At 68.9% G+C, this 16305-nt stretch carries 13 protein-coding genes; 4 read left to right on the forward strand and 9 right to left on the reverse strand.

Translation table 11 applies throughout. From position 1 onward, the window contains the following. Nucleotides 1–60 precede the first annotated feature (60 nt). Genes FCH28_RS28485 through FCH28_RS28495 form a run of 3 tightly spaced genes read left to right on the forward strand, consistent with a single transcriptional unit; the run spans nt 61 to nt 3286 of the window. Nucleotides 61–1038 carry an ABC transporter permease gene (locus FCH28_RS28485; RefSeq protein ID WP_136743029.1) on the forward strand — a complete coding sequence of 326 codons (978 nt, stop codon included), beginning with the start codon at nt 61–63 and terminating at the stop codon, nt 1036–1038. A gap of 10 nt (nt 1039–1048) precedes the next feature. Next, nucleotides 1049–2110 (forward strand): ABC transporter ATP-binding protein, encoded by a 1062-nt coding sequence (locus tag FCH28_RS28490; protein ID WP_136743030.1) that lies wholly within the window; start codon nt 1049–1051, stop codon nt 2108–2110. Nucleotides 2111–2125: 15 nt separating this feature from the next. Beyond that, complete coding sequence (locus tag FCH28_RS28495) at nt 2126–3286, forward strand: ABC transporter ATP-binding protein (protein WP_136743031.1); 1161 nt, start codon at nt 2126–2128, stop codon at nt 3284–3286. 172 nt (nt 3287–3458) lie between these two features. On the opposite strand, the gene FCH28_RS28500 is transcribed toward FCH28_RS28495, so the two are convergent. The 9 genes from FCH28_RS28500 to FCH28_RS28540 all read right to left on the reverse strand — a co-directional run bounded on the left by FCH28_RS28500 (nt 3459) and on the right by FCH28_RS28540 (nt 15443). Further along, a complete protein-coding gene (locus FCH28_RS28500; RefSeq protein ID WP_136743032.1) occupies nt 3459–4544 on the reverse strand; it encodes an ABC transporter ATP-binding protein in 1086 nt (361 codons plus the stop codon). Further along, on the reverse strand, nt 4531–5574 hold the full coding sequence (locus FCH28_RS28505) for an ABC transporter ATP-binding protein (protein WP_136743033.1): 1044 nt from the start codon (nt 5572–5574) through the stop codon (nt 4531–4533). The genes FCH28_RS28500 and FCH28_RS28505 overlap by 14 nt, the downstream gene beginning before the upstream one ends. Before the next feature lie 11 nt (nt 5575–5585). Next, a complete protein-coding gene (locus tag FCH28_RS28510; protein WP_136743034.1) occupies nt 5586–6563 on the reverse strand; it encodes an ABC transporter permease in 978 nt (325 codons plus the stop codon). Beyond that, on the reverse strand, nt 6556–7479 hold the full coding sequence (locus FCH28_RS28515) for an ABC transporter permease (RefSeq protein WP_136743035.1): 924 nt from the start codon (nt 7477–7479) through the stop codon (nt 6556–6558). Before FCH28_RS28515 ends, FCH28_RS28510 begins: the two co-directional genes overlap by 8 nt. Nucleotides 7480–7509: 30 nt before the next feature. Next, on the reverse strand, nt 7510–9126 hold the full coding sequence (locus FCH28_RS28520; protein ID WP_136743036.1) for a peptide ABC transporter substrate-binding protein: 1617 nt from the start codon (nt 9124–9126) through the stop codon (nt 7510–7512). A gap of 168 nt (nt 9127–9294) precedes the next feature. Further along, nucleotides 9295–9627, reverse strand: a complete 333-nt coding sequence (locus tag FCH28_RS28525; RefSeq protein ID WP_136743037.1) for an antibiotic biosynthesis monooxygenase family protein — start codon at nt 9625–9627, stop codon at nt 9295–9297. Between the two features lie 213 nt (nt 9628–9840). Further along, the gene (locus FCH28_RS28530; RefSeq protein ID WP_136743038.1) at nt 9841–10680 is read right to left on the reverse strand and encodes a TauD/TfdA dioxygenase family protein; all 840 of its coding nucleotides are present in this window, start codon (nt 10678–10680) and stop codon (nt 9841–9843) included. 194 nt (nt 10681–10874) lie between these two features. Next, entirely contained in the window at nt 10875–12779 is a 1905-nt protein-coding gene (gene typA, locus FCH28_RS28535) for a translational GTPase TypA (RefSeq protein WP_136743039.1), read from the reverse strand. Nucleotides 12780–13040: 261 nt separating this feature from the next. Further along, the gene (locus FCH28_RS28540) at nt 13041–15443 is read right to left on the reverse strand and encodes an ABC transporter family substrate-binding protein (RefSeq protein WP_136743040.1); all 2403 of its coding nucleotides are present in this window, start codon (nt 15441–15443) and stop codon (nt 13041–13043) included. Between the two features lie 423 nt (nt 15444–15866). Between FCH28_RS28540 and FCH28_RS28545 the strand changes: the two genes are divergently transcribed. Next, nucleotides 15867–16172 carry a hypothetical protein gene (locus FCH28_RS28545; RefSeq protein WP_136743041.1) on the forward strand — a complete coding sequence of 102 codons (306 nt, stop codon included), beginning with the start codon at nt 15867–15869 and terminating at the stop codon, nt 16170–16172. Nucleotides 16173–16305: the final 133 nt, after the last annotated feature.

Consider the following 16305-nt stretch of genomic DNA (forward strand, 5'->3'; position numbering starts at 1 on the left):
CACACCGGCGCCGGTCAATTCCCCCACAATTCCGCTGCCCCACGAGAGCTGCGATCTGCCATGCTTCGATTCCTCTTCCGCCGGTCTCTCGGCGCGATCGTGATTCTGCTGCTCATCAGCGCATTCACGTTCTTCCTCTTCTTCGCCGCCCCAAGGGACCCCGCGCTGCTGGCCTGCGGAAGGAACTGCGGCCCCGACGCCCTCGCGATCATTCACAAGAACCTGGGCCTGGACGAACCCGTTCCGGTCCAGTACTGGAACTTCATGTCCGGCATCCTCACCGGTCGTGATTTCGCGCAAGGGCCCTGCCCGGCACCCTGCTTCGGCTATTCCTTCGCCACCGGCGACGCCGTCTGGAACACCATCGTCGACCGCTTCCCGATCACCCTGTCGCTGACCATCGGCGGCGCCGCGGTGTTCCTGCTGGTCGGTCTGGCCACCGGAATGGTCGCCGCCTGGAAGCAGGGCACGCTCATCGACAAGATCTTCAGCTCCGCCTCGCTGGTGCTGAGTTCCATGCAGATCTATTTCGTCGGCCCGATCGTTCTGGCGCTGCTCGTCTACAACACCAATCTGCTGGGGCAGCCGAAATACGTGCCCATCACGGAAGATCCGGCGGGCTGGTTCATGGGCCTGCTGATCCCCTGGTGTGTGCTGTCCATCATCTTCACCGCGCAGTACACCCGTATGGCGCGCTCCGCGATGATCGAGCAGCTCCAGGAGGAACACGTCCGTACGGCACGAGCCAAGGGCATGTCGGCCCGTACGGTCTTCTTCCGCTACGCCTGGCGCGGCTCGCTGATTCCCATCGTCACCATCTTCGGTATCGACCTGGGCACGCTCTTCGGCGGCGCCATGATCACCGAGGTGACGTTCGCGCTACCGGGCCTGGGCACCCTGTCAATGCAGTCGGTGCTCAACACCGACCTGCCGACGGTCATGGGCGTGATGCTCTTCGCGGCGGCCTTCATCATCCTCTTCAACATCCTTGTGGACGCCTGCTACGCGTTCATCGACCCGCGCGTGCGTCTGTCCTAGGGAGCCACCAGTGACCACACTCACCAAACCCGAGGGTGCGCCGGCCCCGACCGGCTCGGACGCCTTTCTCTCCGTTCGCGACCTGCATGTGCGGTTCTCCACCGAGGACGGCATCGTCAAGGCGGTGGACGGCCTCTCCTTCGACCTGGAGCGCGGCCGGACGCTCGGCATCGTCGGCGAGTCGGGCTCCGGCAAGTCCGTGACCAACCTCGCCGTCCTGGGTCTGCACAACCCCAAGTCCACCTCCATCAGCGGCGAAATCCAGCTGGACGGCCAGGAGTTGACCGGGGCCAAGGAGCGGACCCTGGAGAAGCTCCGCGGCAACAAGATGGCGATGATCTTCCAGGACCCGCTGACGGCCCTGTCGCCGTACTACACCGTGGGCCGCCAGATCGCCGAGCCGTTCATCAAGCACACCGGCGCCAGCAAGCGCGAGGGCCGGCTGCGCGCGATCGAGATGCTGACCAAGGTCGGCATCCCGCAGCCCAACCTGCGGGTGGACGACTACCCGCACCAGTTCTCCGGCGGTATGCGCCAGCGCGCGATGATCGCGATGGCGCTGATCTGCAACCCCGAGCTGCTGATCGCCGACGAGCCGACCACCGCCCTCGACGTCACCGTCCAGGCGCAGATCCTGGACCTGCTCAAGGACCTCCAGCAGGAGTTCGGCTCCGCGATCATCCTGATCACGCACGACCTCGGTGTGGTCGCCAACACCGCCGACGAACTGCTGGTGATGTACGCCGGCCGGGCCGTCGAGCGCGGCTCCGTCAAGGACATCCTCACCCAGCCCCAACACCCCTACGCCTGGGGCCTGTTGGGCTCGATGCCGCGTCTTTCGGCGAGCGTCGACGAGCCGCTGGTGCCGATCCCCGGCTCCCCGCCGAGCCTGCTCGACCCGCCGTCCGGCTGCCCGTTCCACGCCCGCTGCGCCTTTGTGAGCGAGGTCGGCGGTACCCGCTGCCAGGACGAGCGGCCGCCGCTGCCCGCCGGGCGCGGCTCCGCCTGCCATCTGAGCGCCGAGCAGAAGCAGACCTTCTTCACCGAGCAGATCAAGCCGCGGCTGGGCTAGGGAGCGACAGACCTCATGAACGCAACGGACAACGTCACTCTCCCCCAGCCCCGCGACGCCGCCCCCGCAGGCAAGGGGGCCACGCCCGGCGAACCGCTGCTGGTCGCCGAGAAGCTGACCAAGCACTTCCCCATCCACGCGGGCTTTCCGATCAAGCGGAAGGTCGGCGCGGTGCAGGCGGTCGACGGCATCGATCTGACCGTGCACGCCGGCGAGACCTTCGGTCTGGTCGGCGAGTCGGGCTGCGGCAAGTCCACGACCGGACGGCTGCTGACCCGGCTGATGGACCCGACCTCCGGCACCATCACGTACCAGGGCCAGGACATCACCCACGCGAACCGCAAGCAGCTCGCGCCGGTGCGCTCCGAGATCCAGATGATCTTCCAGGACCCGTACTCGTCGCTGAACCCGCGGCAGACGGTCGGCACGATCATCGGCGGCCCGATGGAGATCAACGGGATCAACCCGCCCGGTGGCCGCGAGAAGCGGGTCCGCGAGCTGCTGGAGACGGTGGGCCTCACCCCGGAGCACTACAACCGCTTTCCGCACGAGTTCTCCGGCGGCCAGCGGCAGCGCATCGGGGTGGCCCGCGCGCTCGCCCTGGAGCCGAAGCTGATCGTCGCGGACGAGCCGGTCTCGGCGCTCGACGTCTCCATCCAGGCCCAGGTCGTCAATCTGCTCCAGGAGCTCCAGCGGGAGCTGGGCATCGCGTTCCTGTTCATCGCGCACGACCTGGCGATCGTGCGGCACTTCAGCCAGCGCGTCGCGGTGATGTACCTCGGCAAGATCGTCGAGGTGGGCGAGCGCGACGACATCTACGGCCGGCCGCGCCACCCGTACACCCACGCGCTGCTGTCGGCGGTGCCCGAGGCCCGGCTGGTGGAGTCCGACGAGGAGGGGCGCGAGCGGATCCGCCTCGCCGGTGACGTCCCCTCCCCCGTCAACCCGCCGTCCGGCTGCCGGTTCCGTACCCGCTGCTGGAAGGCGCAGGAGAAGTGCGCGACGGAGGAGCCGCCGCTCGTCCAGGTCACCGGCAACAGGGCGGGCCACCTCACCGCCTGCCACTTCCCGGAGGAGCCGACGACCGCGGCCCGGAGCGAGGACATCGTCCTCGACCCGGCACTGGCGGCGGCGGAGGGCGGCGAAGCGGCGTCCGAGGACGGCAAGAAGCTCTGACGCGTGTAGGCGGCAAGTCGCTGTGAGTGCCCGTCACCGGGACACGGCGAGTACCGGGGCACCGGGAATACCGCCCGGTGCCCCCGCGTTGTGGCCCCGCAGGGGGGCCTCGCATCCCCTAGGGGATCTGTTCGAACAACCCCTAGGGGTAGCGAGGGGGGTGTCCGGCCCGTCAGGCCGGACACCCCCCTCGCTCATCCTGCTCACTCCCCACCGCGTCCCGCTCCGCCGCGAAATGGCAGGCCGAATCGTGCCTCTCCGGGCCCTCGCTGTCGCGGAACCTCTCCGGCACCTCCAGCGGCGGGACCACCTCCGCGCACAACGCCTGCGCCTTCCAGCAGCGCGTACGGAAGCGGCAGCCGGACGGCGGATCGGCGGGCGAGGGGACGTCACCGGCCAGCAGGATGCGTCCGCGCCGGTCACGGGCCTCCGGATCGGGCACCGGCACGGCGGACAACAGCGCCTGCGTGTACGGGTGGGTGGGGTGCTCGTAGATCTGCGCATCGGTGCCGATCTCGGCGAGCCGCCCGAGGTACATCACCGCGACCCGGTCGGAGATATGGCGTACGACGGACAGATCGTGCGCGATGAAGACGTACGACAGGTCGAACTCGTCCTGGAGCTGCTCCAGCAGATTGACGACCTGCGCCTGGACGGAGACGTCGAGCGCGGAGACCGGCTCGTCCGCGACGATGATCTCCGGGCGCAGTGCGAGGCCGCGGGCGATGCCGATGCGCTGGCGCTGGCCGCCGGAGAACTGGTGCGGGTAGCGGTTGATGTACTCGGGGTTGAGCCCTACGACGTCCAGGAGATCCTGCACCTTCTTCCGGCGCTCTCCCTTGGGGGCCACCTCGGGGTGGATCTCATACGGCTCGCCGACGATGTCGCCGACCGTCATCCGCGGGTTCAGGGAGGTGTAGGGGTCCTGGAACACCATCTGGATGTTGCGGCGTACGGCTTTCAGGGCGCGGCCTGACAGCCTGGTGATGTCCTCGCCCTGGTAGAGGATCTGACCGGACGTCGGCTGTTCCAGGCCGACCAGCATCTTCGCGACCGTCGACTTCCCGCAGCCCGATTCGCCGACGATGCCGAGCGTTTCGCCCTTGTGCAGGTCGAAGGAGACCCCGTCGACGGCCTTGACCGCGCCGATCTGCTTGCGGAAGACGATGCCCTGGGTGAGCGGGTAGTGCTTGACGAGGTCACGGATCTCCAGGATCGGCTCGCCGGCCTTGCGTGCTGCGCCCTCACCGCGCTCCATCGAGCGTCTCCTTCCAGAAGTGGCATGCGCTGGCCCGGCCGGGTGCCACCTCGTAGAGCGGTGGGAGGTCGGTGCGGCAGATGTCGCGGGCCAGCGGGCAGCGCGGGTTGAAGGGGCAGCCGGGCGGAATGGCGGTCAGGTTGGGCGGCAGGCCCTTGATCGCGTACAGCTGCTGGCCCTTGAGGTCCACCCGGGGGATGGAGTCGAGCAGTCCGCGGGTGTACGGGTGGGCGGGCGCCTTGTAGAGCTGGTGGACGGGGGAGGTCTCGACGATCCGGCCGGCGTACATCACGGCGATGGTGTCGGCGACGTCGGCGACCACCCCCAGGTCGTGGGTGATCAGGATCAGTCCCATGGTGAACTCCCGCTGGAGTTCCGCGAGGAGGTCCATGACCTGGGCCTGGACGGTGACGTCGAGGGCGGTGGTCGGCTCGTCCGCGATGATCAGGTCGGGCTCCAGGGCCAGCGCCATCGCGATCATGATGCGCTGGCGCATGCCGCCGGAGAACTGGTGCGGATAGTCGCTCACCCGCGCTTCGGCGGCGGGGATGCCGACCCGCTGCATCAGCTCCACCGCCTTGCCGCGGGCGGCCTTGCGTGACAGGCCCTCGTGGACGGTGTACATCTCGCCGAGCTGTGCGCCGACGCTGAGCACCGGGTTCAGCGAGGACAGCGCGTCCTGGAAGATCATCGCCATCTTGGCGCCGCGGACCTTGCGGCGTTCCTCTTTGCCGAGTTTGAGCAGATCGCGCCCCTGGAAGAGGATTTCGCCGCCGGTGACGAAGCCCGGCGGCGAGTCGAGGATGCCCATGACGGCCTGGGCGGTGACGGACTTGCCGGAGCCGGACTCCCCCAGCACCGCCAGCGTCTGGCCGGCGGTCACGGCGAGGTCGACGCCGTTGACGGCCTGGGCGATGCCGTCCCGGGTGCGGAACTCGACCCGTAGGTCGCGTACGTCGAGGAGACCGGGCCGGCCGGCGGTGGGCGGTGCTGCCTCGTCGGTCCGCGGCTGGTGGTCGTTCTGCGTCATCTCCCCGCTCCTCAGCGCAATTTGGGATCGAGGGCGTCGCGCACCGCGTCGCCGAGCATGATGAACGCCAGCACCGTGATGCTCAGCGCTCCCGCGGGCCACAGCAGCATGTGCGGGGCGTTGCGGATGTAGGTGGACGCCGCGGAGATGTCGATGCCCCAGGAGACGGTGGGCGGCTTGAGACCGGCGCCGAGGTAGGAGAGCGTCGCCTCCAGCGCGATGTAGGTGCCCAGTGCGATGGTGGCGACGACGATGACGGGCGCGATGGCGTTCGGTGCGATATGCCGCAGCAGCATCCGCCGGTTGCCGGCGCCCAGCGCCCGCGCCGCCTGTACGTAGTCGTTCTGTTTGGCGGTGACGACGGAGCCGCGTGCGATACGGGCGACCTGCGGCCAGCCGAGCAGCACGATGAAGCCGACCACCGGCCAGACCGTGGAGCTGGTGATGACGGAGAGGAAGACCAGGCCGCCGAGGATCACCGGGATGCCGAAGAAGATGTCGGCGGTGCGGGAGAGGAGGTTGTCCCCCCAGCCGCCGTAGAAGCCGGCGAGCGCCCCGAGGAGGCTGCCCAGGAGGGCGGCGCCCGCGGTCGCGCAGGTGCCGACGGTGATGGAGGCGCGGGCGCCGTAGACGACCCGGGTGTAGACGTCGCGGCCCTGGGTGTCGAAGCCGAAGGGGTGGCCGGGCTCGGCGCCGGCCTGTGCCTTGGCCAGGTCCGCCCGGTAGGGGTTGCCGGTGGCGATCAGCTGCGGCCAGATCGCGATGATGGCCAGGAAGATGATGACCAGCCCGGAGATCACGAAGACCGGGTTGCGGCGCAGATCGTGCCAGGCGTCGCTCCACAGGCCGCGTGGTTTGCCGGTGGGTGGGGCGCTGGGCGGGCCGGCCCCCGGGGGGCGTTCCAGCGACTCGGCCTCGCCGATGGCCAGCGCGGCGGTGCCGCCGTCGCCGTGGGTGATGGCTTCTTTGGGTACGTACGACTCAGGCATAGCGGATCCTCGGGTCGAGGACGGCGTAGAGAAGGTCGACGAGGAGATTGGCGACGAGGAAGATCAGGACCAGGATCGTCACAAAGCCCACCACGGTCGGTGAGTTCTGCCGGAGGATTCCCTGGTAGAGCTGGAATCCGACGCCGTGGATATTGAAGATCCGTTCGGTGACGATGGCGCCGCCCATCAGTGCGCCGATATCGGTGCCGATGAAGGTGACGACGGGGATCAGGGAATTGCGCAGCAGATGTCGGGTGATGACGCGATGTCTCGGGAGGCCTTTCGCGATGGCCGTACGGACGTAGTCGGCTCGGGCGTTCTCGGCGATGGAGGTCCTGGTCAGCCGGGTCACATAGGCGAGGGAGACCAGCGCCAACGCGACGCCCGGCAGCAGGAGTTCGTCGAGCGGTGCCTCCGAGGAGACGCTCGGCTTGACCCAGTTCCATTGCACGCCGAACAGGAACTGCAGCAGATAGCCGCTGACGAACGTCGGGATGGACACCACGACGAGGGTGAAGACGAGCACCGAGGTGTCCACGCTCCGGCCCCGGCGCAGTCCGCTGAACACCCCGAGCACGATGCCCACGATCATTTCGATGACGATGGCGACGAGGGTGAGCCGCAGCGTGATGGGAAAGGCCGATGCCATCAGTTCGGTGACCGGCTGGCCGTTGAAGGCGGTGCCGAAATTCCCCTGGAAGATCTGCCCCATGTAGTGCAGATACTGCTTCCACAGCGGCTGATCGAGATAGAGGTCGCGGCGGATCCGCTGGACGGTGGCCGGGTCGGGTGCCTTGTCGCCGAACAGCGCGGCGACCGGGTCACCCAGTGCGTACACCATGAAGAAGATCAGGAACGTGCTGCCGATGAACACCGGGATCATCTGGAGCAGCCGCCGGATCACATAGCGTCCCATGAGGGGCTCCGGGTTCTGTGGGACGACGGCTCAGCTGACGGTGATCTCGTTGTAGACGGGCACGCTGAACGGGTTCAGCGTCACATTGCTGATCCGGTCGGAATAGCCGCCGCTGCCGTTCTGGTACCACAGCGGAATGGCGGGCATCTGGGTGGCGAGGATCTTCTCCGCGTCCTGGAAGGTGGAGACGGCCTTGCTGATGTCCGTTTCGGCGTTCGCCTCGTCGACGAGTTTGTCGAATTTTGCGTCGCTGAACTTGCCGTCGTTGGAGGAGGCGCCGGTGTAGTAGAGGGGTTGCAGGAAGTTCTGGATGAGCGGGTAGTCCATCTGCCAGCCGGCGCGGAACGGTCCGGTCATCTGTTTCGCCGTGATCTTGTTGCGGAAGTCCGCGAAGGTGCCGACCGGGGCGCCGACGCACGCGTTGTCGTTGCCGAGCGAGTTGTTGATGCTGTTGCAGATCGCGTCGATCCAGTCCTTGTGCGAGCCGGTGTCGGCGTTGTAGGCGATGGTCATCTTTCCGCCGGGAAGACCACCGCCCTCCTTGATCAGCTGCTTGGCCTTGCCCGGATTGAATTCACACGCGTCGCCGCACAGCCCCTCCTTGTATCCGCCGTCCGTCTTGAGGACGGGTGAGGTCCAGTCCGTGGCCGGCGTCCGCGTCTTCTGGAAGATCTCCTTGGTGATCTCGTCGCGGTTGATCGCCATGGAGATGCCCTGGCGCACCTTTTCCTTGCCGGTGCCCCATCTCGGGTTGTACATGGGGAAGGTGATGGTCTGAATGATGCCGGCCGGCTGGTTGATGTACCGGTCGCCAAGGTCCGCCTTCACGTTCTTCAGCTGTGACGCCGGCACATCGTCGACGAGATCGAGATTGCCCGCCTGGAGGTCGGTGTACGCCGTGTTGTTGTCGGTGTAGACCCGCAGGTCGATACCGCCGTTCTTGGCTCCGTCGTCGCCCGGGTACTTGTCCCACTTCCGCATCTTCAGGACGTTGCCCTTTTCGTAGGTGTCCACGGTGTACGGCCCGTTCCCGACCGGCTTCTCCACCCATGCGGCATGGTCGGTGAAGAACGCCTGCGGCAACGGCATGAAGGCGGAGTAGCCCAGCGTGTCGGGCCAGCTGGAGAATTTCTGGTTCAGCTTGACGGTAAAGGTCTTGTCGTCCTTCACAACCAGCCCGGACATCGCCTTGGCGGTCGGTGTGCCCTGCTCCGGGTGCACCTTTTCGAATCCGTCGATGTACTGGAAGAACGACGCGTTCTTCTGCTTGTTGTCCAGCAGCGCGCCGTAATTCCAGGCGTCCACAAACGACTTCGAGGTGACCTTCTCCCCGTTGCTGAAGGTCCAGCCGTCCTTCAGCGTGACGGTGTAGTTCTGCGAGTCCTTTGTCTCGATCTTGTCCGCGATGACGTTCTCCGCGGCGGCGGTCTTCGGGTTGTACCGCTTGAGTCCCCGGAACAGCATTTCGAGGACCTTGCCGCCCTGGACCTCATTGGTGTTCGCCGGTTCCAGCGGATTCTGCGGATCCCCCCAGGAGGCACTGACCACCCCGGCACTGTCACCATCGCCGCCGCCTCCACAGGCCGTGGCGGCGAGGGCGATGGCGACGGCGCCTACGGCCCACTTCGCGCACGTGGCTCCACGCATGGGGTGCCTCCTCAGGTCTTTAGCCACACTTAGGCGACATGAGAGCGCATACGCGGACGCCTCGCACTCCGGCAGCGTCCGCCGCTGCTCCGTAAACCCGAGAAACCCCCCGTATGGACTCCCCCTGACGTGACACACGAACCGCCCCGGACGTGCCGCACGGGCTCCCTACACGTGGTGCACCGACTCCACCGAGAACAGCCGCGGATCAAAGCTCTCCGCGATCCCGGCGGCCTGCGTCATATGCTCGCGCGCCACCGGGTCGGCGAGCATCGCCCGGAAGTGCTCCTCGCTCTCCCACTGCGCGTAATTGACGACCCGCTCGCCATCCGCGCCGGCATGGATATTCGCCGAGATGAACCCCGGCCGCCCCTTCATCGTCTCCTCGGTCGCCCTGGTCAGCATCGCCACCAACTCCGCCTGGCGCTCCGGCGCCACGGTGAAGACATTGATCAGCGTGGCGATGTCACACCCGGCCTCGATCTGCGTGGTCTCTGTCATACGGCCATCGTGGCAGGACCCACTGACAACGGAGCCGGGGCGCGGACGGCGGCCGGGGCGGCGCGTGACGGGCAACGGGTATTCGACAATGCGCATTACTGGGGCAGCAGGCACTGAATAGGTCGAAACAACGCCGACCATCATTACGGCGCCGGGAATTACCGGACATCATCACGGGCCGCATTTTCTCGCCGCATTACCGGGAAACCGACGCTACCGCGCGGCGATGCTGACGCGATGCACGGTGCGGTGATGTCCGGGCTCGACGGCGGTGGCCGCGTGAAAGGTGGTCGCCGACTTCCAGACCACCAGATCCAGGGGCGTCCAACGGTGGGTGTAGATGTGCTCCGGGTCCTGGATCAGCCCGTCGAGCTGCGCGAAATACGCCTCCTTGCCATGGGCGTCGAGACCGGTCACGGAGTGCAGGCGCTCCGGCGTGCCGTACACATACGACCGCCCGGTGAAAGCGTCGCGCCGTACGAGAGGGTGCTCGGTGAAGTGGGCATCGGCCTCGACCACGGCGCGCAGTTCGGCAACCGACAGCCCCACGTGTTTCTCCGTGACACGGACACGTTTTGCGTTGGTGTGTACTGCGGTCCGCCCGTCGATGGTGGATTTCCACTTGTCCGGCAGCCGGTCGTAGACGTCGCAGGCGTTGGCGAACAGGGTGTGTCCGCTGGTCTGCGGAACATCGACGCCGTGCAGGAAGGTGTAGGCCTCGGGGTCCTTCAGGAAGGACCCGTCCTGATGCCAGTAGTTCCCCACGCGGGCAAGGCCGATGGGCTTGTCGGCCTTGACGACGTTGGAGGAAACGAGAATCTCGGGGTACCTGGGGTGCCGGTACCGGGGGTTGTGGAACGGCACCGGCTCGCCGATCTTGCGCGCGAGGGCGATCTGCTGCTCCGGGGTGATGTCGAGCCCCCGCACCACGATCAACTCACGCCGGTTCAGGGCATCGTGCACCAGGCCGAAGATCTCCGGCCGCTGTAGATCCTCGTACGTCACCCCGGCGATCTCGGACCCGATGAATGCCGTGAGGTCACGGATTTCCATGGAACCCCTTCCGTTGGCGCGCGCTGCGCCGGCGTGCCCTGCCTCTGCCGGCCGAAGCATGCCCGTCCCCCGTGCGCGAACGCGTCGGTTTACGGCCGGGAAGGGGGCGGCGGGGCCACCGTCCGTACGCGAAAGCGCCCCGCCGGACCCGAGGTCCGGCGGGGCGCTCACATCGGTTCAGGCCCGGTGGGGCGTCACCGCTTGGCGCGGGAAGCCGTGCGGCCGCGCTCCTTCTGGTCCAGGACGACCTTGCGGATGCGCACGGCCTCCGGGGTCACCTCGACGCACTCGTCGTCGCGGCAGAACTCCAGCGACTGCTCCAGCGACAGCTTGCGCGGCGGCACGATCGCCTCGAAGGAGTCGGCCGAGGAGGAGCGCATGTTGGTGAGCTTCTTCTCCTTGGTGATGTTGACGTCCATGTCGTCGGCGCGCGAGTTCTCGCCGACGATCATGCCCTCGTACACCTCGGTGCCCGGGTCGGTGAAGAGCACACCGCGCTCCTGGAGGTTGGTCATCGCGAACGCGGTGACCGCACCGGCGCGGTCGGCGACCAGCGAGCCGTTGTTGCGGGTCTTGAGCTCACCGAACCACGGCTCGTGGCCCTCGTGGATCGAGTGCGCGATGCCGGTGCCGCGGGTGTTGGTCAGGAACTCCGTACGGAAGCCGATCAGGCCGCGGGAGGGGACGACGAACTCCATGCGGACCCAGCCGGAGCCATGGTTGGACATGTTGTCCATCCGGCCCTTGCGGGTGCCCATGAGCTGGGTGACGGCGCCCATGTGCTCCTCGGGCACGTCGATGGTGATGCGCTCGACGGGCTCGTAGGTCTTGCCGTCGACGTCCTTGGTGACCACCTGCGGCTTGCCGATGGTCATCTCGAAGCCCTCGCGGCGCATCTGCTCGACCAGGATGGCCAGCGCCAGCTCACCGCGGCCCTGCACCTCCCAGGCGTCGGGGCGCTCGGTGTCCAGGACGCGCAGCGAGACGTTACCGATCAGCTCGCGCTCCAGGCGGTCCTTGACCTGGCGGGCGGTGACCTTGCGGTCCTTGACCGCGGACTTGGCGTCCGCGCCCTTGCCGGTGCCGCCGCGGCCGACCAGCGGCGAGGTGTTCGTGCCGATGGTCATGGAGATCGCCGGCTCGTCGACCGTGATCAGCGGGAGGGCGACCGGGTTCTCGGGGTCGGCGAGGGTCTCGCCGATCATGATGTCGGGGATACCCGCGACGGCGCAGATGTCGCCGGGGCCGGCCTTCTCGGCGGGCTTGCGGGTGAGCGCCTCGGTCATCATCAGCTCGGTGATGCGGACGTTGGAGATCGAGCCGTCACGCTTGATCCAGGCGACGGTCTGGCCCTTGGCCAGCTCGCCCTGCTCGACGCGGAGCAGCGCGATACGGCCGAGGAAGTTGTCGGCGTCGAGGTTGGTGACGTGGGCCTGAAGCGGCGCGTCCTCCTCGTACGTCGGGGCCGGGACGTGCTCCAGGATGGTGGAGAAGAACGGCTCCAGGTTGGTGGAGTCGGCCGGGACCGTGCCGTCCTCGGGCTTGGTCAGCGACGCGATGCCGTCACGGCCGCAGGCGTAGACGATCGGGAACTCGATCTGGTCCTCGTCGGCGTCCAGGTCCAGGAAGAGGTCGTAGGTCTCGTTGACGACCTCGTCGATGCGCGAGTCCGGGCGGTCGGTCTTGTTGATGCACAGGATGACCGGCAGGCGCTGCTGGAGGGCCTTGCGGAGCACGAAGCGGGTCTGCGGCAGCGGGCCCTCGGAGGCGTCCACCAGCAGCACGACCGCGTCCACCATCGACAGGCCGCGCTCGACCTCGCCACCGAAGTCGGCGTGGCCGGGGGTGTCGATGATGTTGATGGTGATCGGCGTCCCACCGTCCTTGGGGTGGTACTTCACCGCCGTGTTCTTGGCCAGGATCGTGATGCCCTTCTCACGCTCCAGGTCGTTCGAGTCCATCATCCGGTCGTCAAGGTTCTCGGCGGCGTGCGCCGCGAAGGCGCCCGCCTGCTTGAGCATGGCGTCGACGATGGTCGTCTTGCCGTGGTCGACGTGGGCGACGATGGCGACGTTACGAATGTCGTGGCGCGTGGGCATACTGGCGGCGCTTCTCCCGGAATCGTGGTGGGCGGCGCGTACGGTCCGGTACGCGTGCCTGCCGGGCAGAAGACGCCACGGCCTCACCCCATGGTACGGGTGTGCGGCCGAAACGACCGCCTCAGCCCATACGCATGGCGTCTGACCTGCGGTTTCTTACCAGTTGTTCATTGCTGTCGAGCTGCTGTTCACCCCCGTCGGGCCATGTTCACCGAGCCCCGCCCGGCGCACCGTCCGCGCCCCGCCGGCACCGCCAGTCCTTCAGTCCTTGCGGTAGCCGATGTCCTGGAAGCGGGGCGGGGTGAAGCCGAAGGCGCCCACGTTGGCGAGCGACTTCCTCGTGGCCACCAGCTCGGGGCGCTGGAAGAGCGGGATGGATCCCGCGGCGGCCCAGATCCGGGCGTCCGCCTGCGCCACGAGATCACGCGAGGCCTCCTCGTCCAGCTCGGCCGCGGCCTGTTCGAAGAGCTGGTCGATGTGGTCGGTGCCGACCCGCGTGTAGTTCTGCTCGACGGTCAGCGAGCCGTCCGCCGCGGGCTGCGGCTTGGCGTAGATCGGCCGGCCGTCGGTGGCCGGGTAGGGCGTGCCGGGCCAGGAGTACAGCGCCAGGTCGTAGTCACCGGAGGCGATGTGGTCACGGAAGTAGCTTTCGTCGCTGACCTTCTGGATCGCGGTGGTGATGCCGATCCTGCCGAGCATCTCGGCGATCCGGCCGCCGACGGCCCGCAGCTGCTCGGCGCCGGCGCTGTCGGGCAGGACGAAGCGCAGCGCCAGCGGCCTGCCGTGCTTCCTGACGACGGCGGTGCCGTCACGGCCCGCCGCGGCGGCCTTGTCGCCGGCCGGCCGCTCGGCGGCGGGGACGGGGGCGGCCTGCGCCTGGGCCGGCCGGGCGGCGCGGGGCCGGCCGGCGGCCGGCGCGGCGGCGTCGTCCGGGTGGGCGACCGCGTTGCCGCCGGACCCCGGCAGGTCCGGGGCCTGACCGGTCTCGATCAGCTCGGCGGCGCCGAGCGCCTGCGCGGCCCGCTTGGTGTACTGCCTGGAGTCCGCATACGCCGAGGACGCGGTGTCGCCGCCGGCCGACTCCTTACGGGCCGCCGCCTCCTCCTTGTAGAACGAGGCGCTCTGCCGCAGCAGCGCGGCCTGCTGGACCTCCGAGCCCACCGCGCCGACGAAGGACAGCGGGGCCTCCGCGGCGGCGGGCCGGGCTCCGGACTCGTGCCCGCCGGTCTTCCGGTCGGTGATGACGCGGCCGCCGCCGGGCCCCTGCGGGTTGCGGCCGTCGTCGGCCTCCACGCCCCCCGAGGGCGCGGCGCCGGGCTTCGACGGCGCGACCGAGCCCGGCTGCGCGGACCCGGCGGCCCCGGACGCGCGGGACGCCGGCGCCTGGCTCCGGTGCCCGGCCGGCTGCGGCGGGATGACCTGCTGGGGGTGGTCGGACGGCTTCCAGCCGGCCTCGGCGAGCAGCCCCTTGGCCGCCTCGGTGTCCTGGCCGCCGACCGCGTCGCTGTGGTCCTCGTAGCCCTGCTGCCCGGCCATCAGCAGATGACTGCCGAGCGGCCGGGCGGGCAGCCCGAGCGGCTTGAGGACGGTGTCGGCGAGCGACTGCCGGTCGAGGGCGCGGGCCACCGCGCGCCGCACCCGCTCGTCGGCGAGCGGCCCGGTGCCGCCGTTGAGGGCGAGCTGGGTGTAGGCGGGCTCCAGCGCCTTGCGGACCGTGTACGTACGCAGCGCGCCGCTCCCCGCCGTCTTTTTCGCACCGGCCCTGTCGATCTTCCTGGCGGTGGCCCGGTCGACGTCGGCGACATCGACGGTCCCGGCGGCCAGCGCCGCGGCCCGCTTCTCCGGGGGCAGCGCGGTCAGCACCAGCTGGTCGAGCCTGGCGCGCTCGCCCCACCACGCCGGGTTGCGTACGAGGGTGACGCTGCCGCTCGCCGCGTCCGTCCTCCGGACCGCGAACGGGCCCGCGCCGACCGGGAGTTGCTTGCGCGTGCCGTCGTTGAAGGCGTTCGCGTCGCCCATCACGCTCTTCGGGTACAGCGGCGTGAACAGGGACTGCCAGTCCGCGTACGGCTTGGCGAAGGTGACCTTGACCTCGCGCGCGTCGGCGCCCTTCCTGACCTTGGCGATCCGGTCGTAGCCGGCGTTACGGGCGGTCCAGTAGGCGTTGTCCTTGCCGCGCAGCGCCTTCCACTGCGCGATGAAGTCGGCCGCGCCGACCGCCCGGCCGTCGCTCCACCGCGCCTTGGGGTTGATCTTGTACGTGACGACCTGCCTGGGCTCGCGGGCGCTGATGTCGGCCGCGTCGAGGTAGTCGGGGTTGCGCTGCGGCCGGCCGCGGTCGTCGGCGGTGAACAGGGCGGGCAGCACGGCCCCGGTGATCCGCCCGGTGGTCGCGTTGGCGTCGGCCTGGAAGGCGTTGAGGGTGGCCGGCATCGCGTCCACCGCCCAGCGCAGCGTGCCGCCGGACTTCAGCCCGTCGCGGGCGGCCGGGCCGATGTCCTGGGACGCGGCGGCGGACGCCTCCGAGCCGTCGTCGCCGCATCCGGTCAGGACGGGCAGCGGGAGCAGCACCCCCGCCGCGACGAGCGCGGCGCAGCGGCGCCTTCGGCAGGCCGTGCGGCCTGCGCGGCGGTCGGAGCTGACGGGGCTGAAGGGGTCGGTCATGACGGTTACCTCCGGGCTCGCCCGCGCCGCGCCGACCCGCTGCCTGGGCCTCCTTGGCGCACCACGTTCGGCCGACTTTCCGGCTCATCACATCTATGGCTCCCCTACTGAAGGCGACCGGTCGCCTTCAGCCGTCCCGACACGGCGGTTGCCGCGCCGAAGCCACCCGCCCGGCCCAGAACACCACCCACCTGGCCCAACACCCCGTCACCCGACCGGCCGTCAGGGGTGTCCGACGGCCCGTCAACACCCTGTGAAGGGCCGCGCGGCAACGACGTTCGCCCCCCTGACGTCGCGCCTCCGCACCGAAACGCACCGGTTCGAGTCGTAATCGCGCCTGCCCCCTTCCCAACCCCTACTGTGACGCGCGACACTCTCGGGCGCATCAGATCGCCCACCCAACCCCGGAGGTGAGCGCACGTCATGACCCCGCACGACGCAGTGACGGCAGTGGAACGCAGCCTGGACGATCTCGTCCGGTCGGTGGGCCGACTGGAGAACCTGGTCGGGTCCGGGCTGGAGGTCCGCCGGATGCGCAGCGACACGGACCACCTGCGCGAGAGCCTCGGCCTGCTGAAAGAGAGCGTCGCGGCCGCGCCTCCAGGCCGTCTGACCCCCGGAAACGGGGGTGAGGCGATGGTGCCGGTCCCGGACACCCCGTACGACTCCAAGCTGTGGACGGACGTCGACGAGGAGGGCCTGGGCGCGAGAGGCCGGCGCGCTCCCTAGGGGATTTCCCCTAGGGGACGTGTGCGCCCCACTCGACCCCTACCCCGTTCCCGTCCACGACACCCCGTTCACGACACCCGACCCCGGCTGCCACCCACGACAGCCATCCCCCCTCCTCCCCCGACCCCCCGTT

Source organism: Streptomyces piniterrae, assembly GCF_005048155.1.
In the GTDB taxonomy this organism is placed as follows: Bacteria; Actinomycetota; Actinomycetes; order Streptomycetales; family Streptomycetaceae; genus Streptomyces; species Streptomyces piniterrae.

Excerpts from the sequence above, each read along its gene's own strand:
- FCH28_RS28505 (WP_136743033.1), bottom strand. The coding sequence starts at position 5,574 with ATGACGCAGAACGACCACCAGCCGCGGACCGACGAGGCAGCACCGCCC.
- FCH28_RS28525 (WP_136743037.1), bottom strand. The coding sequence starts at position 9,627 with ATGACAGAGACCACGCAGATCGAGGCCGGGTGTGACATCGCCACGCTG.
- FCH28_RS28515 (WP_136743035.1), bottom strand. The coding sequence starts at position 7,479 with ATGGGACGCTATGTGATCCGGCGGCTGCTCCAGATGATCCCGGTGTTC.
- FCH28_RS28520 (WP_136743036.1), bottom strand. The coding sequence starts at position 9,126 with ATGCGTGGAGCCACGTGCGCGAAGTGGGCCGTAGGCGCCGTCGCCATC.
- FCH28_RS28545 (WP_136743041.1), top strand. The coding sequence starts at position 15,867 with ATGACCCCGCACGACGCAGTGACGGCAGTGGAACGCAGCCTGGACGAT.
- FCH28_RS28500 (WP_136743032.1), bottom strand. The coding sequence starts at position 4,544 with ATGGAGCGCGGTGAGGGCGCAGCACGCAAGGCCGGCGAGCCGATCCTG.
- FCH28_RS28485 (WP_136743029.1), top strand. The coding sequence starts at position 61 with ATGCTTCGATTCCTCTTCCGCCGGTCTCTCGGCGCGATCGTGATTCTG.
- FCH28_RS28495 (WP_136743031.1), top strand. The coding sequence starts at position 2,126 with ATGAACGCAACGGACAACGTCACTCTCCCCCAGCCCCGCGACGCCGCC.
- typA (WP_136743039.1), bottom strand. The coding sequence starts at position 12,779 with ATGCCCACGCGCCACGACATTCGTAACGTCGCCATCGTCGCCCACGTC.
- FCH28_RS28540 (WP_136743040.1), bottom strand. The coding sequence starts at position 15,443 with ATGACCGACCCCTTCAGCCCCGTCAGCTCCGACCGCCGCGCAGGCCGC.
- FCH28_RS28510 (WP_136743034.1), bottom strand. The coding sequence starts at position 6,563 with ATGCCTGAGTCGTACGTACCCAAAGAAGCCATCACCCACGGCGACGGC.
- FCH28_RS28530 (WP_136743038.1), bottom strand. The coding sequence starts at position 10,680 with ATGGAAATCCGTGACCTCACGGCATTCATCGGGTCCGAGATCGCCGGG.